The sequence below is a fragment of the uncultured Devosia sp. genome, from assembly GCF_913055165.1.
In the GTDB taxonomy this organism is placed as follows: Bacteria; Pseudomonadota; Alphaproteobacteria; order Rhizobiales; family Devosiaceae; genus Devosia.
Genome location: NZ_CAJXJS010000031.1, coordinates 17,933 through 39,783 on the forward strand (window position 1 = coordinate 17,933; position 21,851 = coordinate 39,783).

A 21,851-nucleotide genomic window follows, 5' to 3' on the forward strand; every position below is an offset into this window, starting at 1 on the left:
AATGCCTTTTCTGCCTATCAGCCGCGCAGGATGTCGAGCGTTCGCCCGAGCATCTGGCGGGTCACGGTGACGACGTTGAGATTGGCCTCGTAGCTACGCTGGGCCTGACGCATGTCGACCGTCTCGATCAGCGTGTTGACGTTGGGATATTGGACATAGCCGTTCTCGTCGGCGGCGGGGTGTCCCGGCTCATAGCGCGAGGTGAAGGCGCTCATGTCGTAGGCCAGCTTGCCGATCTCGACTACGCGCCCGCCCACTTCGGAGTCGAAGCTGGTTTCGAATGTCGGAATGCGGCGGCGATAGGGTTCATCACCCGGGGCCTTGCCGGCTGAATCGGCATTGGCGATGTTTTCCGCGATGACACGCATACGCGCCGTTTGCGCGTGCAAACCGGTGGCGGCGATGCGGAGGGAGGCGTTGAAGTCCATGGCTTACCCCTTACGCGTTCTTGCCCAGCGCGACGCGCAGGATGCGGATGGACTTCTGGTAAAGTGAAGTGGCGGCCTGATAGTCCATCATATTGGTGGTCACCTTCATCATCTCGTCCTCGAGCGTGATGCCGTTGCCTTCCGGCGTGATCTCAAAATTGGCCATGCGTTGCGCATCGAATGCCGCACCCTCGCCCGAAGACGCGGAAAAATGCATCGGCTGCGTGACCGTGGTGACCACGGCCGAGGACCGCATCATCCCCTGGCGGTCCGCGAAATCATATTGCTTGAGATCGCGGCCCCGATAACCTGGCGTCTCGGCATTGGCGACATTCTCGGCCAGGACGCCCTGTCGGGTCTGGTGCCAGCGCATCTTGTCGGTCAGCGCCGAAAAGACTGGCATATCCATAAGGCCCATGGGCCGAGCTCCCGCGACATAATCAATTAGGCAATTCTTGCCGGGCATTTGGTTAACAGGGCGTTAACCCTGCCAGTTCGACCCGCGAAATCCGTTGCAAGCTGCAGTTTTGCTGCATCAGCTAGGCAGGAAGTGCCGCGTTGAGGCGCCGGCATCTATTGCCGAACCTGGAATCGCGCTATGTGCGGGGACCGAACCGACATGCTCTGGAGACGCGGCCCTTGCAATTCATAACCGGCCTGTTTGGCGGCAGCGGCAATACCGTCCTGACGATGGTCCTGGCCCTCGGCATCGTCCTGGTGCTGATTGTGCTGGGGGTGTGGCTGCTCAAGCTGATTTCCAACGTATCGGGAAACGCGGTGCGCGGGCGCAACCGCAGGCTCAGCGTGGTGGACACGCTCGCCCTCGACCAGAAGCGTCAGTTGATCATCGTGCGGCGCGACGATGTCGAGCATCTCATCCTGACCGGAGGCCCGCAGGACGTCGTGGTCGAAACGGGCATTCCGGTCGTCGAAGTGGCACCGGCCCAGCCAGCACGACGCGGCCTGCCATCGCTTTCTGGCCGGCGCACGAACCCTGCCCCCGGCAAGAATGTGGCCGAGAAGGCACCCGAACCAGAAGCGCCGGCCCCCCATGTACCCGAGCCAGCCAAGCGCCCGGTCCGTTCGCTGCGCCACACCGGCTTGCTGCGTCCAGTGAGCGTACAGGATCCCACACTATCCGTGCAAAACCCGGACACGCCCGACGGGCAGTCCGCCGACTCAGCTAAAGAGGACGGCGACGACAAGGCGAGCCAGGGCGAAGCGCTTGAGCACCAGAACGGCGATCAGGCCAACCGGAACTGACCCAGCGCGACCCTTGCGCTGGCGACGCTGGCTGCCGCTCGTCACCGCCGCAGGCTTTCTGATCCTCTGGTCCACCGGCGCTTTCGCGCAGGACCTCTCCATAGATTTTGGTGACGAGACGACATTGACCGAGCGGGCCATTCAGCTCATCGGCTTGATCACTCTGCTGTCGCTGGCACCTTCCATCCTGGTGATGGTGACGAGTTTCACCCGCATCGTGGTGGTGCTCTCATTGCTGCGGACGGCTATCGGCCTGCAGACCGCGCCACCCAATACGGTCATGGTGTCGCTGGCACTGTTCCTGACCTTGTTCATCATGCAACCCACCCTGCAGCAGAGCTATGAGCAGGGCATCGCCCCGTTAATGGCCGGCGAGATCGAATTCGCCGAGGCCTTCGACGCAGGCGCCGCACCAATCCACGAATTCATGCGTGCAAACGTGCGCGACCGGGACCTCGAGCTATTCTACGACCTGACGGAGGCCGAGCCGCCCGATGAGCCGGAGGCCATTCCGCTGCAACTGCTCATCCCTGCCTTCATGATCTCCGAACTCAGGCGCGCCTTCGAGATCGGCTTCCTGCTGTTCCTGCCCTTCGTCGTCATCGACATGGTCGTTGCCTCGGTGCTGATGAGCATGGGCATGATGATGCTGCCGCCGGTGATCATCTCGCTGCCCTTCAAGCTGATCTTCTTCGTGCTGGTGGATGGGTGGTATCTCGTGGCCGGTTCGCTGGTTCGCAGCTTTACCGGCTAGCGACCGGCCAACCTCACACGGCATCAAGAAAAGCACCCTGGCAGCGCTGCGCCCTCGGACGCATTCCCTTGGGCCATGTCGCAACTCAAAACCACGCTGGCACTTGCGGCCGACGCCCAAAAATGTCCACGAACATAGACACATTGTATAGTTTAATATACATAAGGTCATGTTATCTTGACATAAGAGGGTGCAAGGAGATGAGCTCGGTGGCACAAAGATGGCATGCAGCGGCCCTCGGCGGGTTGCTGATTGCAGCAATTGCCTGCGGCGTCCTTAGCTCGATGCCGGACATCGATGCCCCTGACTATTTCGAACGGCTCGCAGCCATCGAAACCGGAATTATTGTCGCGGCACTGTTTCAGGTGGCCATGGCGCTCGCCTATGCCGGCGTTATCGCGTTCACGTTTCCATTGGTCAGGGCCGCATCCCAAACGGCGGCGATGGCCTATCTGACGCTCCGGACGATCGGGGCTTCCTTCCTGTTCATGGGCGTCGTCGCGCTCTTGCTGTTCACAGTGATCGGGGATGGGCTCAGGACAGCCGCATCACCCGAGCAACTCGCTGACTACGCCTTCGCGGCCGAAATGCTGCGGCAGGGACGGGATTGGCTCAATCACGTTGGAATGATCTTGCCTTGGGCCACCGGCGGCGTCTTGCTCTACTGGGCGCTATGGCGCCTTGCAGCCGTGCCGCGATGGCTCGCGTTTGCCGGTCTGGTGGGTGCCGCGCTGACGCTTATTGCAACCATCTTGTACATTGCCGGTCAGATAGAGGTCGTGTCCGCTCCCTATCTGGCGCTCAACGCACCCGCGGCACTGGCGGAGATCGTCCTGGCCCTCACCCTCATTGTTCGAGGCTATGATCCGGGTTCCGTAGCGCTGGTCGAAGCCACCGTGTCGCGAGCAGACTTGCGCAGCTAGAGCGAGGCTAGGCCAGCGCTGGGGCTGCTGGCCTTAAGCGGGGTCAAAGCCCCCTCGCCGGCATAGGTCTCACGATAGGAGGCCAGGAACGCCGTAAGGCTATCGAGGGCAGCAACTTCTGCCGCCACTTTCTTGAACTCCAGGCTGGTGGTCTGGATCGGTCCGGTGACGAAATCAAACATCGGCCATTCGGGCGAAGCCACCATCTGCTCTCCAAACTTGGCTCGCAGCCGCGAGAGACCGAAGTCGTCACCGGCCAGAACATAGCCCACCGCGGCCTTGACCAGGCTCATGCGGGCCGCCCGGTCAAGCGGGCGTCCTGCCGGTTCTTGACTATAGATGGTTTCGATCATCTCGCCGGCCTGGCTATAGCGGCGCGCCTTCCAGTGCGCGTCGATCCGCATCAATTCGACGTCCTTGCCATCCATATTGCTGATCAGATCCAGGGCCAGTTGGTCCCGCCCCCCATCGATCATCGCCCGCGCCTCAAGCAGCCGCCTTTGGCGCTGCAGGGAATCCGGCAATCCGGGCAACTGCGTATCGTTAAGCACCCGCAAGGCATCCTGCGGCTTGCGATCGGCGAGATAGATTACGGCCAGATCGGCGGCAATCTGCGTGCGGGCAACGCCACGCAGACGATTGTCGAGCTGGTACTGCAACAATGTGGCCGCCTGGCTGAGCAAATCCACGCGCACGAGGCGCCGGGCAAGGTTGCGGATCATTTCGTCACCACGCGCACCGGGCGGCGTCAGATGCCGGAAGTCATAGTAGATCGCCAGCGCCTCCACCGGCCCAATGGAGTCGGCAACGCCATTGAGGAACAAGTCCGCAAACATGGACTGCGCCTGGTCGCGCAGACCGTTGACCGCCTGGCTCTCCGGATAATTGGCCACCGCTGACCGGACAGTCTCGAAGCCGGCCCTGTATTCACCATTGCGGAAATAGAGTTGCGCCAGAAGCGTTTGCATGTCCGCTTCCAGCGCGTCGCCACGCCAAAGCAGAGTCTCGGCAGCAAGCGTCTGGGTACCCTTGGCCAGGTCCAACCGCCCCTCGTCGTCAAGCAATCGCAGGGTGCGGTACACGGCTTCAGCGCGAGTCGGCCGCACTTCCGAAGCAATGACCTGCCCATAGGTGTCCAGAGCTTCCTGCGTGCGGCCTTCGACTTCGTCTATGCGACCGGACAGTAGATGATGCAGCGACGCCGACTCGACATCGAGGCTGGCAAAGTCGATATCGTCGAGCAGGCGCTGTGCCAAAGCCGCGTCATCCGTTTCCACTGCCGCGCGCGCCGCCGCCAGGCGGAAGCGATTGCGCGCCCATTCCGGATAGCTGTCTGCAATGGCCCGCGCTTCGATGGCGTCGAACCGGGCGCCCCGATAGTCATTGGCGTCGGACCGCGCAATCGTGCGCCAGAACAGGGAATCCACATCCTGATCCAGCGATGGCGAGTTCAGCGTCTGCAATGCATCCCGGGGGCGCCCCGCCAGAACGTCGGCAATCGCAGTGGTGGTGCGTATCTTCCGGGTCAGGTCCTGTGCGCGCAGCTCGCTTTCCAGAACGCGCAGAACACCAAGCGCCTCATGCGCAAGCTGGTTTGCGACCAGGTACTGCGCATAATCGAGCCTGGCGATGTCGCGCTCCCGCCCCTCATTTGCCGCCGCCGCCCTTTCCATCTGGTCGCGCTTCTCGGCAAATGCTGCCGGATCACGCTCTTCAAGCGAGCCAAGATCGAGATAGCCGGCTCGCGCCGCCTCCTGCGCTTCCGTACCGGTGTTCCGGAGGGTATCGATAGCCGAAACGGTCAACCCGCCTGTTGACGAAATCACCGCGACCGGGCTTTCGACATCGACAGCAAGATTGGCAGACTTGGGACGGATGACCAGACCGTGCACGCTGCGCAGCGCGGCAAAATCGACATAGTCGAGTGAACGGGTAAGCCCACGCGCCGGCGGGAATGCCGTGACGACCTTGAGAACGTCGCCGACCAGCGGATCCCGGAAATCGTGTACCCGGCCCGGGCGCATGACATTGGCGACCATCTCGAAAGACCCTTCAATGTCGCGGCGGCGCGACAAGGTCATCGGCTCTGTGGGGCTGAGCATCATGTCGCCAAGCGACAGCACCCAGGCCATGCCTTCCGAGCCCAGGGTCGCCAGACGATCATTGGCGAGGTCCAGCCGCACGATCTGGGTATCACCGGAGGAAACCACCGAAAACTCGCGAGCCACAGCGTCCAGGTCCATTGAGGCATCCGGCGCGGTGATGCCCGAAACCGTATCGAAGATCATCCAGACCGTGTCGCCGCGCCGGAACACGGCCGCGGGCGTATCCTGCTCGAAGGGAAAGACCAGCCGTACGGTATTGCCCAGCACGGACACAAAGGGTTTTACAGTCTCCGCCGCAGCCACTTGCAGCGCGGCGATCTGCGGCTCGTTTTGAGCTTCATCGGCAGCCTTGGCGGCAAGCTCATCAGCCTGTGCCGCCAGGTCCGCGGGCGCCAGCGCCGGCAAAGACGCCCCGGCAATGTCTATGTCGAGCACATATTGCGACGGGGAGATCGCGTAGAAACGCGGCTCAACCCCCTCGGCAAAGATGAAGCTGGCCGCTGCGCCATCGGCCGAATGCCCGGCCTCGACGGACACGATTTCGTCGGGCAGACCGGTCAGCAGACCGGTCAAGTCCATATCGACCGGCCACTCAAAGGTAGCCGCGCCGATCGCACCCTTCTGGCTGAACTCGCCATGTGTCGGCACCGTCCAGTCGAACTGCAGCCGCAAAAAGGTGGCGTTGCGCCCCACCCGGACATCGACTTTTGGATCCAGCTCGGCTGCGAGGCGCGCCTTACGCTCACGCTCCGCGGCAATGGCGGCAATCCGCGCACGCTCTGCCAATTCATCGATGATTTCCTGCGGAAGCGGCGGGGGCATGCCCTGCCAGTCCGCCGGCATCAAGTCGACGAACAGCTTCTCGCCAGCTTCTATGCGATTGAAGTTGAACCCGCTTTTAAGGCCCAGACGAAGCCCCCTGCCATCCGGATCGAGGCGCGCCACCGAAAGGTAATTCGGCATGGTAGCGGCCACGTCGGGCAAGAGAATCTCGACCGGCTCGACAAACTCGACTGAAAGCACACCATTGTCGATGCGGAAGTCGTATTCGGGCAAATCATCCAGAGACGGAAAGCTCAGGATGAGACGGCCATAACCATCCTCTTCGGTCGCAAAGAGCTGCCCCTGCTCCTGAGCCAGGACAGGCCAGGCGGCCATCATCGCACCGGCCATCGCCGCCGCCATGAACACACGGCTCAAGCCGCGTCTGCCTGTTCTGTTTGCGGTCTTCACCGGCCTTCTGCCCGCCCGACGCATATGGTCGCGATCGCAGGGACGGGGCGCATGGCCCAAAATCCTCAGGAAACGCGAGGGTTGCAACACTCCGAAGGACCCTGCCTTCTGGACAGGGCACACTCCTTCAGGCCAACCCTAGCGAGCGGTGCTTAACGTGCTCCTAAGGGCACAATTGGCAATTGACTATTGTCCGACGATCTGCGGCAGCGCAGCCAGTGCCTCCGGCGACATCTGGTCCAGCGGATCGATGCTGGCCGAGGCCATCCGCACGGTCAGCTCCTGGGCCCGCATCGTGTCCATTTCCGCCAGGATCGGCGCCATTTTGCGCGGGCTCATCATCTTGGCCACACGCAGCAGCACTTCGATATCCAGGGCATTGAAAATGTTGGCTGCATCCTTGGGCTTCATGGTTTCATACATGGCCACGATGCCGGCGAACTGCCCTTCTTCCATTTCCTTGCGCTGCTCAACCAGCGAAGCGATCTGGTCTTCGATGGACTTCAGCGTCTGCTGGCGTTCCTCGATCCGCTTCTCGGCGGCCTCGACCAGCGATGCGCGCATCGCCAGCTCCTGCTCATAGGTTTCCAGTTCGGTGCGGCGGGTGGCCAGCCGCTCAAGCAGGGCCTGCTCGGTAAGGGACGTGTCCCCCGCTGTCATCGGTACTGCGCCGGTCGGCGTCAACAGCTGCGGCAGCGCATCGGCCGGCGGCGGGCAATCCGCCGGAATGACCAGCAATTCACCTTCGCTCGTGTCGGTCTCGCCCGGCTCGGCGACCGGTCGCGGATCGCAGGCATTTTCTGCGGCAATGACATTGGTGACGGTCTCGCCATGGCCATCGTCCGTGGCGGCCTCGCCATGCCCCTCGGCGTCCCCGGCCGCTTCGCCGTGGTCGGAGGCGGGCGCGCCATGGTCGGAGGCCGCTGCCCCATGACCACCGGATGCGGCCTGGCCCAGCGTTGGTGCCGAGTCGGCAAGCGTCGGTGCACTGTCCTCAAGCGTCGGTTCGCTGGGCAGTGTCACCGGCCCGTCAGTGGCGGCGCCGCCGCCATGCCCGCCCCCGCCACCGCCGGCCGCATAGACCGTCGAGACGCCCGTCAGTACATAGCCGCCATTGGTCACGAGCCCGACGGTCTTGAGGACCAGCAGGGCCGCGACGGCCAGGATGACGACGGGGAGCAGGCGGATATTGGTCACGCGGCAGCCCCGCGGCTACGCACCCGCTCGGACAATTGCTGCAGCGCGGTCTGAACCTTGTTGGGTGCCTCGACCGGCTCAATGGCCTGGCTATGGCGGGCAACGCTGGTGATCTTGGCGATGCGCTCCATCAGCACCGTGCCGGCAGTTACGTGATTGGCCAGCTCAACGCCGAAGCGCTCCGCCTCTTCCATCCGCGCACTCAGCGTCAGGTCAGCCTCGACGGCCGTCGCCTTGAGTTCCTTGATCGCCTGATTGGCCAGATTGGTGGCGCTAACAAGGTCCGCGACCATCTTGGCCATGGCGTCCTTGTCCTGATGCAGGCGCTTAAGGCGCTGATTAAGCAGCACGCAATAGCCGATCGTCAGGGCCAGCAGAACCGCAACGGCGCCTTCCACGATTATTCCAAGTGGCAGCCCCAACATCATCGTCCTTCCATCGTCTCGTCGATTGCCTCGAAGGCCGCCATGGTGACCTTGGGCGGGTTGAGCGGGCGCGTCACCCGCACGGAAACATGATTGCCAATATGGCCCATGATGGCCTCGGTCAGCTCTACATCACCACAGCGCAGCCGCACCGGGTCGCTGGGGCTGCGCTCGAACATCAGCGTCTGCCCGGGCTTGAGGTCCAGCAGCCGCGACAGGGGCAGTTGCTGCTCGTGGAGCACAGCCTCGATCTCGACATCGGCCTGATAGATCTCGGTCGCCAGATGCCCTTCCCAGATGGGATCGCGGCCGAACTTCTCACCCATGAACATCTGCAGCAACTGTTCGCGGATCGGCTCGATGGTGGCGTAGGGCAAGAGGATTTCGATCTTGCCGCCGCGGTCGTCCATCTCGATTCTGAGCTCGATCAGAATGGCCGCATTGCCCGGCCGCGAGATGGCGGCAAAGCGCGGATTGGTCTCCATGCGCTCAAGCTTGAAATTGATCTGGGTCACCGGTTCGAAGGCGCGATGGGTATCATCAAGGATGATCTCGATCATCTTGCGGGCCAGCGCCATCTCGATGGTGGTATATGGCCGACCCTCGACCCGGATATTGCCGCCGATGCGGCGACCGCCCAGCAGCACGTCGATCATCGAATAGATGAGGTTGGAATCGACCGTGAGCAGGCCGTAATTCTCCCACTCCTCGGCCTTGATAACCGAAAGGATGGCGGGCAGCGGAATGGAATTGAGGTAATCGCCGAAACGGACCGAGGAAATCGAATCCATCGTCAACTCGACATTATCCGAGGTGAAATTGCGCAGCGAAGTCGTCGCCAGCCGCACCAGGCGGTCGAAGACGATTTCCAGCATCGGCAGGCGTTCATAGGAGACCAGGGCCGAATTGATGAGCGCCTGCACGCCGGTCAGCTCGACATTGCCGCCGGCATTGGCGTCAAAGCCGAGCAGGCTGTCGATCTCGTCCTGGTTCAGGACGCGGTCAGCCCCGCCTTCGCCATCGGCATCGCCGCCTTCGAGCATGGCGGCCCACTCGGCAGCGGCCGCCGCGGCACGCTCCTCGTCGCTCATCTCGCTTTCGTCGACCGGCCCGGGCGAAGCATCATCGGCGGCTTCGCCGAGGTCCTCGAGCCCCCAATCCTCGCTCAACTTGTCCTGATCGGTCGGTCCGGCCATTACTGCACCAGGATTTCCTTGAAGAGCACGCTCTCCACATGGGCAGGATAGATCGCCAGATTGACCCGGCGCAGCAGCTCCTCTTTGAGACGATAGATGCCTGCCGAGCCTTCCAGATCGCTCTTGCGCAGCTCGCGCATATAGACCTGGAACGCATCGATGACCTTGGTCAGCCGCGGCTGAATCTCGGTCATCACGTGCTCGTCAGCCACTTCCAGGGCGATGGTGAGCTTCATGAATGAAGGATTGTCCTGCCCCTCGGAATTGAGGTTCACCATCATCGGCGGCAGGTTGAAGATGAAGGTGTCATGCGCCTCGGCAGCGGCACTTTCCCCGTGCTCGCCGCCGCCATGCGCGTCCGCTTCGCCGCCCGAAGATGACACGAAGAAGAACAGTCCGCCCGCGGCCAGCAGAAGCACAACCACTCCGGCGCCAATGATGATGAAGAGCTTGGGAATGCCCTTCTTGGCTGGCGCTTCTGTCCCGGCTTCGGCTTCCGCTGTCATAAGAGGCCCTGTCAAACGCCTGCAATTCCGGACGATTCCGGCTTGCCGACCAGCTAAGGCCCACTTGGTTAACGAATGGTTACAAATGAGGCCAAGCCGGCAGTTTTTGCCGGGCAGCTTTTGCCGAATGCAACGGCACGACCTACCGCCGGTAAACCTACCCGCGAAACTAAGATGCTGATTTTATTAGATTTGTCGCCCTGGCATGGTTTCTGCAGTGTTAATGGGCGAGGCGACCAGCTTGGGGAAGCGGGCCGTCTCGGGGACCAAACCGGGGAATGCCATGATCGAGAACGCGCAACTCATCAGCCTTAGCCGGCAGATCGCGCTGCAGCGCCAAATGGACGTGGTGGCGAACAACATTGCCAACCTCAACACCACCGGCTTCAAGGCCGAGCAGATCCTGTTCGAGGAATATGTGATGCCGGTCGCGCGGGATAACGACTTCCCATCGCTCGACCAGCCGCTTTCCTACGTGCAGGACTGGGCCACGGTGCATGACCTGCAGGGCGGCGCCATCGTCCAGACCGGCAACGAGCTCGACGTCGCACTCAACGGCGACGGCTTCTTCGCCGTCCAGACCGCTGGTGGCGAACGGTGGACCAAGGCAGGCGCCTTCCAGCTCAACAATCAGGGCACCCTGGTCGACCAGTCCGGCAATCCCGTGCTGGGCCTTGGTGGCCCCATCCAGTTCGGCCCGGAAGAAACCGGCATCACCATCGCGGCCGACGGCACAATTTCCTCCAGCGCTGGCGCCAAGGGCCAGCTCCGCATCGTGGAATTCGCCAATGCCCAGGAGCTGGTGCGTGAAGGCCTCAACCTGTTCTCCGGCGGCACCCCAGACCTTAACGCCAATACCCGCGTCATGCAGGGTCATATCGAGCGGTCCAATGTCTCCGGTGTCACCGAGATGGCCGAAATGATCCGCGTGCAACGCGCCTATGAATCAATCGCCTCCCTCACCCAGAAGCAGGATGACATGCGTCGCAACGCCATCCAGCGCCTGGGCGACGCCAACGCCTGATCCTGAGGAGCAAACGCCATGAAAGCACTCTACATCGCATCGACCGGCATGGGCGCCCAGGAACGCAATGTCGAAGTCATTTCCAACAATATCGCGAACATGCGCACCACCGGCTACAAGCGGCAGCGCGCAGAGTTCCAGGACCTGCTCTATCAGCAGATCACTCGCGCCGGCTCGCAGACATCCGACCAGGGCACGATGGTACCGGCCGGACTCGAGATCGGTTCGGGTGTCCGCACCGTCTCCACCCCACGCATCATGAGCCAGGGGTCGGTCAACATGACCGAGCGGGAACTGGATGTGGCCATCCGCGGCGAGGGCTTCTTCATGATCCAGCTGCCCGACGGACGCACCGGCTACACCCGTGACGGCTCCTTTGAACGCGACGCAGAAGGGACGCTGGTGAACTCCACCGGCTATCCCGTCGATCCGGGCATCACCATTCCGGGCGACGCCCGCGGCGTCTCCATCTCTCCCGATGGCACCGTCGAGGCCTATATCGGCACCGATACCGCCCCGACACAGCTCGGGCAGCTTCAACTGGCCCGCTTCGTCAACAAGTCGGGACTGGAATCCATGGGTGACAATCTGTTCCTCGAGACCGCTGCCAGCGGCCCGGCGCAGGTGAGCGTGCCCAATACGGACGGTACCGGCGACCTGCTGCAGAACTATCTCGAGATGGCCAACGTCAATTCGGTGACCGAGATCGCCGATCTGATCGCTGCCCAGCGTGCTTATGAAATGAATGCCCGCGTCATCTCCGGCGCTGATCAGATGATGCAGGCCACGAGCCAGCTAAGCTGAGGAGGATGATCATGAAACCGATCCGCACAATCAGCCTGACCCTTGCATTGCTGCTCTCCACGGGCCTGGCCTCCGCCGCGCCGGTCCTCCGCGCCGCCATCACCGTCGATGCACCGATCGTGACGGTCGGAGACATGTTCGACGATGCCGGCGTCCTGGCCGAGCAGCCCCTGTTCCGCTCGCCACTTCCGGGCACGACCGGCAATGTGGACCTGGCAGCCGTACGCGCCGCGACAGCACGCATTGGCCTCACCCGCTTCGAAACAACCGGGCTGGCAGTGGTCAGCGTCTCCCGGTCAGCTTCGGTCGTCGACGAGACCCTCCTGGCCGACCTCATCACCCAGGACCTCCGGCATCGCGGCATCCTGGACGAAGGCATGAGCGCAAACATGCTGTTTTCCAGCCAGCCGGGTACGATCACCGTCGCCGCAAGTGACACGCCGGCCCGCCTTGAAAGCCTGCGCTACCTGCCCGGCAACGGCACGTTCTCGGCACGTTTCGCCCTGGCCGGCACCGACCGTCCCCTCGGTTTGAACGGCACCATCGAAATCAGCGTCGCCGCGCCGCATCTCGTCGCCGGGCTGCCCGCTGGGACCATCCTGCGGCCCGAGCACATTGTCATGCGCCCACTGCCTATCCAGCAGGCGGACGCACAGGGAATTCCGTCCATCGATCAGCTGGTCGGCATGGCGCTCAACCGCCAGAGCCGCGACGGCATGCTCCTGCGCGCCAGTGATGTCTCGACGCCGCTCTCCGTGGCCAAGAACGACCTGGTGACCATTTACTATCGCCAGGGCCCAATGACCCTGACCGTCAAAGGTCAAGCCATCACCGGGGCCGCAGAGGGCGCACCGTTGCAGGTCCTCAATCTGGTCTCAAGGCGCGTGATCAGCGCCACGGCCATCGCTCCCGGCGCGGTGGAAGTCTCTACCGCCCCCATCACGCTCGCCGGCCTCTAATTCGGGACAGATGAACATGAACATCGCCAAGATCGCCACCATCCTGACCCTGACCCTCACGCTGGGCGCCTGCAGCACCATGGACCGGCTGGCAAATGTCGGCCAGGCCCCTGCCCTGACCGCCATTGCCGACCCGACCACCACGGCCGGCTACCAGCCGGTGCGCATGCCCATGCCCGAGCCGATCGCCGATACCTATCAGGCCAATTCGCTTTACCGCACCTCCGCCAAGGGCTTTTTCAAGGATGAGCGGGCCCACCGGGTCGGGGACATCCTGACCGTCATGGTCACCATCGATGATAGCGCCCAGATCAACAACAATACTCAGCGCACCCGCAACTCGACCAACAGCGCCGGCATGGGTGGATTGTTCGGTGCGGCTTTCACCGGCATTGCCGGCGCCGAGATCGACCCGCAGGCGGCCATCGACTTCAATTCCGGCATCAAGGACGCCGGCGCAGGCTCGGTAAACCGAAGCGAGGCGCTGGAAACTTCTGTCGCGGCCGTCGTTACACAGGTCCTGCCCAACGGCAATCTGGTGATCGAAGGGCGTCAGGAAGTGCGAGTGAATTTCGAGGTTCGCGACCTCATCGTCGCCGGCATCGTGCGCCCCTCCGATATCCAGGCCAACAACACCATTCCCTCCACCAAAATAGCGGAAGCCCGTATTTCCTACGGTGGACGCGGGCAGATCACCGATGTGCAGCAACCGCGCTACGGCCAGCAGGTGATGGACGCCATACTGCCCTTCTGACGCTTCCCGGCGGCGCCATTCCCCATGGCGGCGCTGCGTTCCCCGCCGGACCAGAACGGCCCGGCACGGCCCCAAGCGCAGAAGGCGCCGGGCCTTCTCCCAAGGGCTCCAGCTTCCCAGGCCCGGAGCCCGTCCCCACGAGGCGCAGCTTCCCCGGCTGCGCCTCTCCCCTTTTCTGGCAACCTCCGGCCACCCATATGGGTTGGCCAACAAAGGAGAGCGCAGATGAACATGGCAACCGGTATCGCGGTGGGGATCGCCATTGGCGCCGGAATCGGCGTGTCCCTGGACAATATCGCCCTGGGTATCGGCATCGGCATCGCTATCGGCGTTGCGCTTGGAACAGCCAGCACAAAGCGCTCCGACAAGGACCCGCCCGACAGCAAGCCTTGATCCCTCAGGCGAGCTATGGAACAGATCGGCTACCTATTGCGGAGCCTTTCATGTCATTTCAAAAACTCGATGAACTCGGCCGCAAGCTCGAGTCACTCGAACATGCGATTTCAATTCTCGGTGCTGACGAAGCAACGCACATGGCCGTCGGCGGAGGCGAAAAGCGGGCCGAGGCCATGTCCAACCTCGCCGGCATGTATCACGCGCAAGCCACCGCCCCGCAGATTGCCGACTGGATCGAGAGCGCCAAAAGCGAGGATCTCGACGACGACCAGCGGCGTGCCGTGGGCGAATTCGAGCGCAGCTATGTCAACGCCACCTGCCTGCCGACCGAGTTCGTGCAGCGGCGCACGGCGGCCACGATGCGGTCCGAACAGCTTTGGCGCGATCTGCGCCCCAAGGGCGATTGGGATAGTTTTCTGCCGGCTCTGGAAGGCGTCATTGCCCTGGTGCGCGAAGAGGCGGCTTTGCGCTCTGCCGCAACCGGGTTGGCGGCATACGACGCCTTGATGGACCAATACGACCCCGGCAATCGCACGGCTGATATCGACACGGTCTTTGCCGACCTCAAATCCTTCCTCAAGGACTTCGTGCCGACAGCCTTGTCGGTCCAGGAGCGACGCCTGGCCCAGCACCCGCGCAAGCCGCTCCATGGCCCTTATCCCATTGAGAAGCAGCGCGAACTCGGACTGGCCGCGATGCGCGCGGTCGGCTTTGATTTCACCCATGGTTCACTCGCCGTCTCGCATCACCCCTTCTGCGGTGGTGTGCCGACCGATGTGCGCATGACCACGCGCTATCGCACCGACGAGTTTCTCACCTCGCTGATGGGGGTGCTGCACGAAACCGGCCACGCGCTTTACGAACAGGGCCTGCCCAAGCAGTGGTCGCATTGGCCGCTGGGCAAGGCGCGGGGCATGGGCATGCATGAAAGCCAGAGCCTGTTTGTGGAAATGCAGCTCGCCCGGAGCCCGGAATTCTGGGAATTCATGTTGCCACTGGTGCATCAGCATATGGGCGACCAAGCCATTCCCGGTTGGGATATTGCGGATGTGCTGAACGAGGTCAATTTTGTCGAGCGTGGTTATATCAGGGTCGACGCCGACGAGGTGACATACCCCCTGCATGTTATTCTGCGCTACGAACTGGAGCAGGACCTGGTATCGGGCAAATTGGAGGCAAGCCAGATCCCCGAGGCCTGGGACGCCAAGATGACAGAATATCTGGGCATCTCGACCATCAATGATCCCAAGGACGGACCAATGCAGGATGTGCACTGGCCGGGCGGCGCCTTTGGTTACTTTCCCAGCTATACGCTGGGCGCCATGATCGCCGCGCAATTGTCGGCGGCGATGCAGAAGGACTTGCCCGATATGCGCGACCAGATCCGTCAGGGGGACTTTACCGCCATCAACCAATGGCGTGCCGACAAGGTGTGGAACGAGGCCTCCCGCTACACCACGCCCGAACTGATCACGCGAGCCACTGGCGAGCCATTGAACGCCGACTACTTCAAGGCCCACCTGAAGGCACGCTACGGCGGCTAGCCAGCACCGCTGTCTTGCCGCGCCCGAAGGCCCGCCCGAACAACCGGCTGCGGTCCCGGGTCGAGCTGGCTTAGATTTGATATAAATTACAAAAGCTTATCTCGGGCGGCGGAATCAGTTTCCGCTGCCCTTTTTTGATGAACCCAAACTGAATTGACACTTCAGCGGGCGTTCCAAATCACTCCCCTAAAACAGTCTCCATCAACGACGCGGTCGGAGGGACCGCAGCCCCAACCCAAGGAGACGACAAATGATCCGCAAGCTTCTCATCACCACCCTGGCTGCCACCGTTCTCGCCGGTGCTGCCGCGCCCGCCATGGCCAATAGCCTGTTCATCGAACAATACGGCTTCGGCAACGCCGTCGGCGGTGGCCAGGCCGGTTGGAACAACACTTTCGGCGCCTACCAGAACGGCAATTGGAACACCGGCATTTCCAACCAGAATGGCGGCAACAACACCTCCGCCATTGGTCAGGACGGCAACAACAACTATGGCGACGTCTGGCAGGATGGCTGGAACAACCAGGGCGGCGTCGCCCAGTTTGGCGACAACCATAACGCCATTCTGACCCAGGACGGCAATGGCAACACCGCCGCCGGCGTGCAGGTCGGCAATGGCTGCAACGCCAATATGGTCCAGCACGGCTCCAACAATGTCAGCGCCTTTGTGCAGGTCTGCCCGTAAACCAAGGGCTCAGGGGGCCAGTCGCGGCTGGCCCCATCCACTTCAGAGGAGGACAATATGGTCTACTCCACGTTTCGCATGGCCGTTCTCGCGGTTGGCGCCCTGGCTCTGGCCGGCGCCGCCGCGCATGCCACCGGCAATGATGGCGATTTCAATTGCGGCATCAGCACCCAATCCGAACGCGGCCTGATGGCCATTGAAGGAGTGCTGCAAAGCCCGACTGCACTGTCCGGCGAATATCGCTTTGCCCTTAGGAGCAACAGCAGCGGTGGCTCCACCAATATCAGTCAGGGCGGCCAGTTCTCGGCCGCAGCAGGGGCGCCCGTGTCGCTGGGCAAGGTCATGGTCAATGCCGGCTCGACCATCGATGTCGATTTTTCCGTCGAAACCGGCGGCAAGCGCTTCGATTGCTCGGCACCGCTGACCACCCTGACCTGAGCGCCACGCACTCTCCCGATCCTTCCAACTGCCCCGCTCCGGCGGGGCTTTTTTTTGCCGGCGCCGGCGGCTGAACGCTATCTGAACGCCGCGCTCCGAACCGGTTCAGGCCGGCCGCCTTATCCTCTTTTCAAGCGCTGGGAAGACCAGCCCAGGGAACGCAACTCAAACTCGGAGACACCAGATGACCACTCGCTTCGCAAAGACCATCGCCGCCACTCTGACAGCTGCAATGCTTGGCCTTTCCGCCGCACCAGCCATGGCCGGCGGCCAGATTGCCATCGGCTTCTCGCCCACCGACCCCGAACAGGCCGAGGCGCTGGGGATGGGCCTTAAGATGTTTTCGCTGATGCAGGGTCTGTCGGCCAGCGGCGCCAATGGCTACCAGAACGGCTCGGGCAATTCCGCCGGCTTCAACCAGAATGGCTCGGGCAATCACGGGCTGATCTGGCAGGAAGGCAATGGCCACAATGGTTCGATCAACCAGAACGGCAACAACAATTCCTGCGGCCTGTTCCAATTCGGCGAGGCGACCAATGCCCAATGCCTTCAGAACGGCGACAACCAGAGTGGCATCACCACGGTCATCGGCTTCTGAAAAACGCAGTCAAGCAGGCCAACAGGCGGGGTCACAGGGCCCCGCCTTTGCTTTTCTGTTCGCCCGCCGCAAGATCGGCGCTAAAAAAATGTCGAAGCCTTCGCTCATCGCTCGTCGGCTCAGCAGACAGGCAATCATGCCTGCGGTGAAACAGGAGAAAGAAATGCGTGTTGTCGTTTTCGTCAAAGCCACCGCCGACAGTGAAAACAGCGTCATGCCGACGACCGAACTGCTGGAGGCCATGGGCAAGTACAATGAAGAGCTGATCAATGCCGGGATCATGATCGGCGGCGATGGCCTGAAGGCCACCAAATTCGCCAAGCGCGTCCATTTCAGCGGCTCGGACCGCTCGGTGATCGACGGCCCCTTTGCCGAGACCAAGGAAATCGTCGCCGGCTACTGGATCTGGGAAGTTCGCGACATGGACGAGGCCGTTGAATGGGTCAAGCGTTGCCCAAATCCCATGTTCACCGATAGCGACATCGACATCCGGCCAGTCATCGAGATGTCTGACTTCGCAGAAATCATGACACCCGAAGCGCAGGCCATTCATGACCGCAACGCCGAGCGCGTGCCGGGAAACTGAAGTCCGGCGGCCATCAAAGCAAAAAGCCCGCATCGCTGCGGGCTTTTTCATTAGCTAGGGGCAACCTATTCGTCGCGATAAACCTTTTCGCGCCGCTCGTGGAGTTCCTGCGCCTCGAGGCTCAGGGTCGCCGTCGGGCGGGCATCGAGCCGAGCCAGACCGATCGGATCGCCGGTCTCTTCGCAATAACCGTAGGTACCATCATCGATGCGCTTGAGCGCCGCGTCAATCTTAGCAATCAGCTTGCGCTGGCGATCGCGGGTTCTGAGCTCCAGAGACCGGTCGCTTTCCGAACTGGCCCGGTCAGCCATATCCGGGTGGTTCTGGCTTTCTTCCTGGAGGTTCTCGAGAGTCAGGCGGCTCTCGCGCAAAATCTCGTCCTTCCAGGCATTCAGCTTATTCCTGAAGTATTCCCGCTGCCGCGGGTTCATGAACGGCTCGTCCTCGCTGGGTCGATAATCCGTAAGTTCAACCGAAGACATCAGCAGACTCAACTCCAATGCGCCCTTGGCGGCCTATATATGCGCCTCGTCCGCCCCCCGCAAGCAAACAAGTTACGACTCGTTAACACAGGAAAGCCGGACGCCTCAGCCGCATAGCGCAAAACTGACAACATCTTGATGACTTGGATAGAATTGGCTGCGACCTCAAATCTGGGGAAAGCGGCCGATCTTGGCCAATTCCACCAGCACGCGCAGCTCAATTTCGTCCAGCACCGCGTCCAGCTCCGGCTCCACTCGCTCGCGCAGACCACGCAGCTGTTCGACCATGCCGTCCAGACGCTCGGGGGCCACTTGCCCCACCAGCAGATCGGCTTTCATGCCTTCGAGCAGATCGAGCAACCGCCGTCCCCGCTTCACGGCCTTGCGCCGGCTTTCGGAGAAGTCTCCCGCAGCCTGTAGAGCCAATATGGCATCAAGGCCTGCGGTCGGCGCTACCGGCGCAGCCGTACCGGCCCGCTGCGGCCCCTGCTCCTCAGCCGGCACGAAGGCAGGCCCGCTGCCCGCCTTGCCGGGCGCCGAGCGACCGGACACTGTGCTGCTGCGATTGGTTGCGTCGATACGCAAAGGGCCTGACTCGCTCGGTTTGTTATTCTCGGCAAATTCTGCCCACCGAAGTTAACAAGCCCTTAACGCACCCGGCAAGAATTGCACAGCATCACGGCAACGCACCCTTCCCCGTCGACTACAAACCTTCGAAATCAACGGCTTAGCTGCCCAGTCACAATCTGGCATGGTTCTCGCATTTGCTTGTCCGAAGGCCGCACCATGGGGATGGCGCGGCGTCAATCGGGGATGAATTGCCTATGCGCCTGATCCGCACCATAGCCGCCGCAACGCTCAGCCTGGCGCTGACGCTGTCACCGCTCTCCGCCGTCCATGCTGCGCCCGCCCGCATCAAGGACATCGTGGACATGGAAGGCATTCGCGAGAACCAGCTCGTGGGCTATGGCCTCGTTGTCGGCCTCAATGGCACCGGCGACAGCCTCAACAACTCGCCCTTCACCAAGCAGTCCCTCCAATCGATGCTTGAGCGGCTCGGGGTCAACACCCAGGGCGAGAACGTCCGCACGGCAAATGTTGCCGCCGTGATGGTCACCGCCAATCTGCCTCCGTTCGCCACTCAAGGCTCGCGGATGGACGTTTCGGTGGCCGCCCTGGGTGACGCCGACAGCCTGCAAGGCGGAACGCTGCTGGTAACACCCCTGCTCGGGGCCGATGGCGAAGTCTATGCCATTGCTCAAGGCCCGGTTCTGATCAACGGCTTCAGCGCCCAGGGCGATGCGGCCAGCGTCATTTCCGGCGTTCCGACCACGGGGCGCATTTCATCCGGCGCGCTGATTGAGCGCGAGATCGACTTTCACCTCGGCTCCCAGCATTCGTTGCGCCTCGCCCTGCGCAACCCGGACCTGACCACGGCCCGGCGCATCGCCCTCGCGGTCAACGACTTCATCGGCGCCCCCACGGCAGTTCCCGAAGACCCGGCCACGGTGCGCCTGACGCTGCCGCGCAATTTCAACGGCAATATTGTGGATCTGCTGACCGACATCGAGCAGTTGATCGTCCAGACCGACCAGCCGGCCAAGATCGTCATCGACGAAAATTCCGGCATCATCGTCATGGGCAAGGATGTGCGCGTTTCCAGCGTCGCGGTCGCCCAGTCCAATCTGACCGTGACTATCGCCGAGAACCCCGAAGTCGTGCAGCCCAACCCGCTGAGCCTGGGGCAGACGGCCGTCGAGCCCAATACCAATCTCAACGTCAATCAGTCTGACACCGCACTTCAGGTGGTCGAGGAATCGGTGACCCTGCAGCAGTTGGTCGATGGTCTGAACGCGCTGGGCATCTCGCCGCGAGACCTGATTGCCATCCTTCAGGCGATCAAGGCGACCGGAGCCCTTCAGGCCGAGATCGAGGTGCTGTGATGAACCTGATCAATCAAGCAGGCTCAACTCTTACACCGGGCCAGATGCAGCGTATCCGCGGTCAGGCCGAAGAACTTGAGGGCGTGTTCCTCAATATCCTGACCAAGGAAATGTTCGCGTCGGTCAAGGGCGACGAGAATTTCGGTGGCGGCGGCTTCGGCGAGGAGACGTGGCGCTCCATGCAAGCCGAGCAGCTCGCCAATTCCATTGCCCAGAGCGGTGGGGTGGGCATCGCCGATGACCTGATGAGCCAGATGATCGCCTTGCAGGAAGCGGCGAATGCCAGCCGCGCCCAGACCAGCTTCACACCCATTTCCAGTGCCGGAGTATACGGAAAATGACCGCAGCCGCCCGCCTTGCCGCCCTCGACGCCCTTCCAGCGGTAGAATTGTGTACGCACGCCGAACAGGCGCTGGCCTCTCTGGTGGATGTGATGAACCAGGAAACCACCCTGCTTCGCGCCGGCCATCTCCGCCAGGCCGGTCAGTTGACGCCTGACAAGACCCGGTTGGCACAGGATTATGTGACGTTCGCACGAGCGATCCAGCGGCAGGCCGTGCGTCTCAATGCCGAGGCGCCGCAGTCCATGGCGCGCCTGCGGGCCGGACACGAAAGCCTGGCCACCCAAATGGCAGAAAATCTGCGCGTGCTGGCCACAGCCAAGACTGTCACCGAAGACGTGTTGACTGATGTCGCCCGCATGGTTGGACAGCAGAACCGCACCAAGACCTACGGCACTGCCGGCACGGTCACCTCCGACCCCAATGCATCGGCCAAGGGAATAGCCATCAACCGGGCGCTGTAAAATGGTGGCATTTGACTAAAATGCGCAAAGGCGAGGTTACCTCAGCATAAGGGGCGCGACTTAGGGTTTCCGCGAATAGGTGCATTCGGGGGAAAGGTTATGGTTGCAAGCCTCGCCATCGAGCCCGTCTCCCCGGGCTCCGCAAATCTGAACGAATACCGCCATCGGCCGGCCATGGGTGAACGCACCCTGCTGCACGACAGCGCACAGAAATCCGCGGCTGGCGCGAAAGCGGGGGACCGGGACCGCAATCTGCCTTTTCAACAAAAGGACCAGAAAGCGGATCGGCCTGCAGAACCGGAGCGTAACCGGACGGCAGATTTCGCTGCAGCCGTTATCGCCGGCGCCCTGCCCCCGACCCCGCAGTCCATGGAAGAACTCATTCGCCGCATCGGCACCGCCGAGATACCCGAAGAGTCCCAGGCGCGCCTTCGGGATCTCATCGCTTAAGTTAACACTTCCCTAGACTCCTCCCTCACCGAGTCGCGCAAAAGGCCCCGGATTCCGGGGCCTTTTCGCATTTGGGTCGATAAATTCGGGCGAAGTATTAGCCCAAACTTTCGGCATCCATTTAACCCTTCCTTATAGCCTGGCAGCAGAGGATCGGCCTGCCTCAGGAGAGGCGTCGTAGTATGCGTAATCCTAGAAAAGGACTTAGCCAAAATGGCCGATATCTCTCTCTCCAAAGCCGTCCGCTCGAACCTGTTGTCCCTCAAGGGCACTGCCGATATGATGGCCTCCACCCAGAACCGCCTCGCCACTGGTAACAAGGTGAACTCCGCTCTGGACAATCCCTCCAGCTG

At 62.1% G+C, this 21,851-nt stretch carries 26 protein-coding genes; 17 read left to right on the forward strand and 9 right to left on the reverse strand.

The annotated features are described in order from the left end of the window. Window positions 1-17 precede the first annotated feature (17 nt). Window positions 18-428: a flagellar basal body rod protein FlgC gene (flgC, locus tag QZ564_RS11395; RefSeq protein ID WP_297109557.1), complete on the reverse strand. Its 411-nt coding sequence runs from the start codon at window positions 426-428 to the stop codon at window positions 18-20. Between the two features lie 10 nt (window positions 429-438). Next, complete coding sequence (gene flgB / locus QZ564_RS11400) at window positions 439-846, reverse strand: flagellar basal body rod protein FlgB (RefSeq protein WP_297109560.1); 408 nt, start codon at window positions 844-846, stop codon at window positions 439-441. 221 nt (window positions 847-1,067) lie between these two features. Here flgB and QZ564_RS11405 point away from each other — a divergent pair, with 221 nt between their 5' ends. From QZ564_RS11405 to QZ564_RS11415, 3 genes are all read left to right on the forward strand, one after another. After that, a complete protein-coding gene (locus QZ564_RS11405) occupies window positions 1,068-1,691 on the forward strand; it encodes a flagellar biosynthetic protein FliO (RefSeq protein ID WP_297109563.1) in 624 nt (207 codons plus the stop codon). Between the two features lie 31 nt (window positions 1,692-1,722). Beyond that, window positions 1,723-2,445 carry a flagellar type III secretion system pore protein FliP gene (gene fliP, locus QZ564_RS11410; protein WP_297109625.1) on the forward strand — a complete coding sequence of 241 codons (723 nt, stop codon included), beginning with the start codon at window positions 1,723-1,725 and terminating at the stop codon, window positions 2,443-2,445. Window positions 2,446-2,654: 209 nt separating this feature from the next. Then, window positions 2,655-3,368 carry a DUF4386 domain-containing protein gene (locus QZ564_RS11415; protein WP_297109566.1) on the forward strand — a complete coding sequence of 238 codons (714 nt, stop codon included), beginning with the start codon at window positions 2,655-2,657 and terminating at the stop codon, window positions 3,366-3,368. On the opposite strand, the gene QZ564_RS11420 is transcribed toward QZ564_RS11415, so the two are convergent. The 5 genes from QZ564_RS11420 to QZ564_RS11440 all read right to left on the reverse strand — a co-directional run bounded on the left by QZ564_RS11420 (window position 3,365) and on the right by QZ564_RS11440 (window position 10,030). Beyond that, window positions 3,365-6,673, reverse strand: coding sequence for a hypothetical protein (locus QZ564_RS11420; RefSeq protein ID WP_297109570.1), 3,309 nt, complete (start codon window positions 6,671-6,673; stop codon window positions 3,365-3,367). The two genes, QZ564_RS11415 and QZ564_RS11420, sit on opposite strands and share 4 nt — an antisense overlap. Window positions 6,674-6,892: 219 nt before the next feature. Continuing rightward, complete coding sequence (locus QZ564_RS11425; RefSeq protein WP_297109573.1) at window positions 6,893-7,903, reverse strand: hypothetical protein; 1,011 nt, start codon at window positions 7,901-7,903, stop codon at window positions 6,893-6,895. Next, complete coding sequence (locus tag QZ564_RS11430) at window positions 7,900-8,301, reverse strand: DUF6468 domain-containing protein (RefSeq protein ID WP_297109576.1); 402 nt, start codon at window positions 8,299-8,301, stop codon at window positions 7,900-7,902. The genes QZ564_RS11425 and QZ564_RS11430 overlap by 4 nt, the downstream gene beginning before the upstream one ends. Window positions 8,302-8,327: 26 nt before the next feature. Then, window positions 8,328-9,524 carry a flagellar motor switch protein FliM gene (gene fliM / locus QZ564_RS11435; RefSeq protein WP_297109579.1) on the reverse strand — a complete coding sequence of 399 codons (1,197 nt, stop codon included), beginning with the start codon at window positions 9,522-9,524 and terminating at the stop codon, window positions 8,328-8,330. Beyond that, the gene (locus tag QZ564_RS11440) at window positions 9,524-10,030 is read right to left on the reverse strand and encodes a flagellar basal body-associated FliL family protein (protein WP_297109582.1); all 507 of its coding nucleotides are present in this window, start codon (window positions 10,028-10,030) and stop codon (window positions 9,524-9,526) included. Before QZ564_RS11440 ends, fliM begins: the two co-directional genes overlap by 1 nt. A gap of 286 nt (window positions 10,031-10,316) precedes the next feature. Here QZ564_RS11440 and flgF point away from each other — a divergent pair, with 286 nt between their 5' ends. The 10 genes from flgF (at window position 10,317) to QZ564_RS11490 (ending at window position 17,818) form a co-directional block, all read left to right on the forward strand. Continuing rightward, complete coding sequence (flgF, locus tag QZ564_RS11445; protein ID WP_297109628.1) at window positions 10,317-11,054, forward strand: flagellar basal-body rod protein FlgF; 738 nt, start codon at window positions 10,317-10,319, stop codon at window positions 11,052-11,054. 18 nt (window positions 11,055-11,072) lie between these two features. Further along, window positions 11,073-11,858, forward strand: a complete 786-nt coding sequence (flgG, locus tag QZ564_RS11450; protein WP_297109585.1) for a flagellar basal-body rod protein FlgG — start codon at window positions 11,073-11,075, stop codon at window positions 11,856-11,858. 11 nt (window positions 11,859-11,869) lie between these two features. Beyond that, entirely contained in the window at window positions 11,870-12,817 is a 948-nt protein-coding gene (gene flgA, locus QZ564_RS11455) for a flagellar basal body P-ring formation chaperone FlgA (RefSeq protein WP_297109588.1), read from the forward strand. A 16-nt stretch (window positions 12,818-12,833) separates the two neighbouring features. Further along, window positions 12,834-13,571: a flagellar basal body L-ring protein FlgH gene (gene flgH / locus QZ564_RS11460; RefSeq protein WP_297109591.1), complete on the forward strand. Its 738-nt coding sequence runs from the start codon at window positions 12,834-12,836 to the stop codon at window positions 13,569-13,571. Between the two features lie 225 nt (window positions 13,572-13,796). Beyond that, window positions 13,797-13,964, forward strand: a complete 168-nt coding sequence (locus tag QZ564_RS11465) for a hypothetical protein (protein WP_297109635.1) — start codon at window positions 13,797-13,799, stop codon at window positions 13,962-13,964. Between the two features lie 50 nt (window positions 13,965-14,014). Further along, a complete protein-coding gene (locus tag QZ564_RS11470) occupies window positions 14,015-15,511 on the forward strand; it encodes a carboxypeptidase M32 (RefSeq protein ID WP_297109594.1) in 1,497 nt (498 codons plus the stop codon). Between the two features lie 250 nt (window positions 15,512-15,761). Further along, a complete protein-coding gene (locus QZ564_RS11475) occupies window positions 15,762-16,196 on the forward strand; it encodes a curlin (protein WP_297109597.1) in 435 nt (144 codons plus the stop codon). 57 nt (window positions 16,197-16,253) lie between these two features. After that, a complete protein-coding gene (gene csgH / locus QZ564_RS11480) occupies window positions 16,254-16,634 on the forward strand; it encodes a curli-like amyloid fiber formation chaperone CsgH (RefSeq protein WP_297109600.1) in 381 nt (126 codons plus the stop codon). 184 nt (window positions 16,635-16,818) lie between these two features. Beyond that, window positions 16,819-17,232 (forward strand): curlin, encoded by a 414-nt coding sequence (locus QZ564_RS11485; RefSeq protein WP_297109602.1) that lies wholly within the window; start codon window positions 16,819-16,821, stop codon window positions 17,230-17,232. Between the two features lie 163 nt (window positions 17,233-17,395). Then, window positions 17,396-17,818, forward strand: coding sequence for a YciI family protein (locus QZ564_RS11490; protein ID WP_297109631.1), 423 nt, complete (start codon window positions 17,396-17,398; stop codon window positions 17,816-17,818). Between the two features lie 65 nt (window positions 17,819-17,883). Here QZ564_RS11490 and dksA read toward each other — a convergent pair whose 3' ends face one another. Together dksA and QZ564_RS11500 are read right to left on the reverse strand one after the other, a co-directional pair. Beyond that, on the reverse strand, window positions 17,884-18,300 hold the full coding sequence (gene dksA, locus QZ564_RS11495; protein ID WP_297109605.1) for an RNA polymerase-binding protein DksA: 417 nt from the start codon (window positions 18,298-18,300) through the stop codon (window positions 17,884-17,886). Between the two features lie 165 nt (window positions 18,301-18,465). Next, the gene (locus tag QZ564_RS11500; RefSeq protein WP_297109609.1) at window positions 18,466-18,885 is read right to left on the reverse strand and encodes a flagellar assembly protein FliX; all 420 of its coding nucleotides are present in this window, start codon (window positions 18,883-18,885) and stop codon (window positions 18,466-18,468) included. A gap of 239 nt (window positions 18,886-19,124) precedes the next feature. On the opposite strand from QZ564_RS11500, the gene QZ564_RS11505 reads away from it, so the two are divergent. From QZ564_RS11505 to QZ564_RS11520, 4 genes are all read left to right on the forward strand, one after another. Then, complete coding sequence (locus QZ564_RS11505; RefSeq protein ID WP_297109613.1) at window positions 19,125-20,243, forward strand: flagellar basal body P-ring protein FlgI; 1,119 nt, start codon at window positions 19,125-19,127, stop codon at window positions 20,241-20,243. Beyond that, window positions 20,243-20,584, forward strand: a complete 342-nt coding sequence (locus QZ564_RS11510; protein WP_297109616.1) for a rod-binding protein — start codon at window positions 20,243-20,245, stop codon at window positions 20,582-20,584. Before QZ564_RS11505 ends, QZ564_RS11510 begins: the two co-directional genes overlap by 1 nt. After that, entirely contained in the window at window positions 20,581-21,048 is a 468-nt protein-coding gene (locus QZ564_RS11515; RefSeq protein ID WP_297109620.1) for a flagellar protein FlgN, read from the forward strand. Before QZ564_RS11510 ends, QZ564_RS11515 begins: the two co-directional genes overlap by 4 nt. Before the next feature lie 99 nt (window positions 21,049-21,147). Next, a complete protein-coding gene (locus QZ564_RS11520) occupies window positions 21,148-21,498 on the forward strand; it encodes a hypothetical protein (RefSeq protein ID WP_297109622.1) in 351 nt (116 codons plus the stop codon). Window positions 21,499-21,851: the final 353 nt, after the last annotated feature.

Bases quoted from the DNA above. Each gene is read 5' to 3' on its own strand.
- flgC (WP_297109557.1), bottom strand. From the start codon at position 428: ATGGACTTCAACGCCTCCCTCCGCATCGCCGCCACCGGTTTGCACGCG.
- flgB (WP_297109560.1), bottom strand. From the start codon at position 846: ATGGGCCTTATGGATATGCCAGTCTTTTCGGCGCTGACCGACAAGATG.
- fliM (WP_297109579.1), bottom strand. From the start codon at position 9,524: ATGGCCGGACCGACCGATCAGGACAAGTTGAGCGAGGATTGGGGGCTC.
- QZ564_RS11440 (WP_297109582.1), bottom strand. From the start codon at position 10,030: ATGACAGCGGAAGCCGAAGCCGGGACAGAAGCGCCAGCCAAGAAGGGC.
- flgG (WP_297109585.1), top strand. From the start codon at position 11,073: ATGAAAGCACTCTACATCGCATCGACCGGCATGGGCGCCCAGGAACGC.
- flgA (WP_297109588.1), top strand. From the start codon at position 11,870: ATGAAACCGATCCGCACAATCAGCCTGACCCTTGCATTGCTGCTCTCC.
- flgH (WP_297109591.1), top strand. From the start codon at position 12,834: ATGAACATCGCCAAGATCGCCACCATCCTGACCCTGACCCTCACGCTG.
- QZ564_RS11465 (WP_297109635.1), top strand. From the start codon at position 13,797: ATGAACATGGCAACCGGTATCGCGGTGGGGATCGCCATTGGCGCCGGA.
- QZ564_RS11470 (WP_297109594.1), top strand. From the start codon at position 14,015: ATGTCATTTCAAAAACTCGATGAACTCGGCCGCAAGCTCGAGTCACTC.
- QZ564_RS11475 (WP_297109597.1), top strand. From the start codon at position 15,762: ATGATCCGCAAGCTTCTCATCACCACCCTGGCTGCCACCGTTCTCGCC.
- csgH (WP_297109600.1), top strand. From the start codon at position 16,254: ATGGTCTACTCCACGTTTCGCATGGCCGTTCTCGCGGTTGGCGCCCTG.
- QZ564_RS11485 (WP_297109602.1), top strand. From the start codon at position 16,819: ATGACCACTCGCTTCGCAAAGACCATCGCCGCCACTCTGACAGCTGCA.
- QZ564_RS11490 (WP_297109631.1), top strand. From the start codon at position 17,396: ATGCGTGTTGTCGTTTTCGTCAAAGCCACCGCCGACAGTGAAAACAGC.
- dksA (WP_297109605.1), bottom strand. From the start codon at position 18,300: ATGTCTTCGGTTGAACTTACGGATTATCGACCCAGCGAGGACGAGCCG.
- QZ564_RS11505 (WP_297109613.1), top strand. From the start codon at position 19,125: ATGCGCCTGATCCGCACCATAGCCGCCGCAACGCTCAGCCTGGCGCTG.
- QZ564_RS11510 (WP_297109616.1), top strand. From the start codon at position 20,243: ATGAACCTGATCAATCAAGCAGGCTCAACTCTTACACCGGGCCAGATG.
- QZ564_RS11515 (WP_297109620.1), top strand. From the start codon at position 20,581: ATGACCGCAGCCGCCCGCCTTGCCGCCCTCGACGCCCTTCCAGCGGTA.
- QZ564_RS11520 (WP_297109622.1), top strand. From the start codon at position 21,148: ATGGTTGCAAGCCTCGCCATCGAGCCCGTCTCCCCGGGCTCCGCAAAT.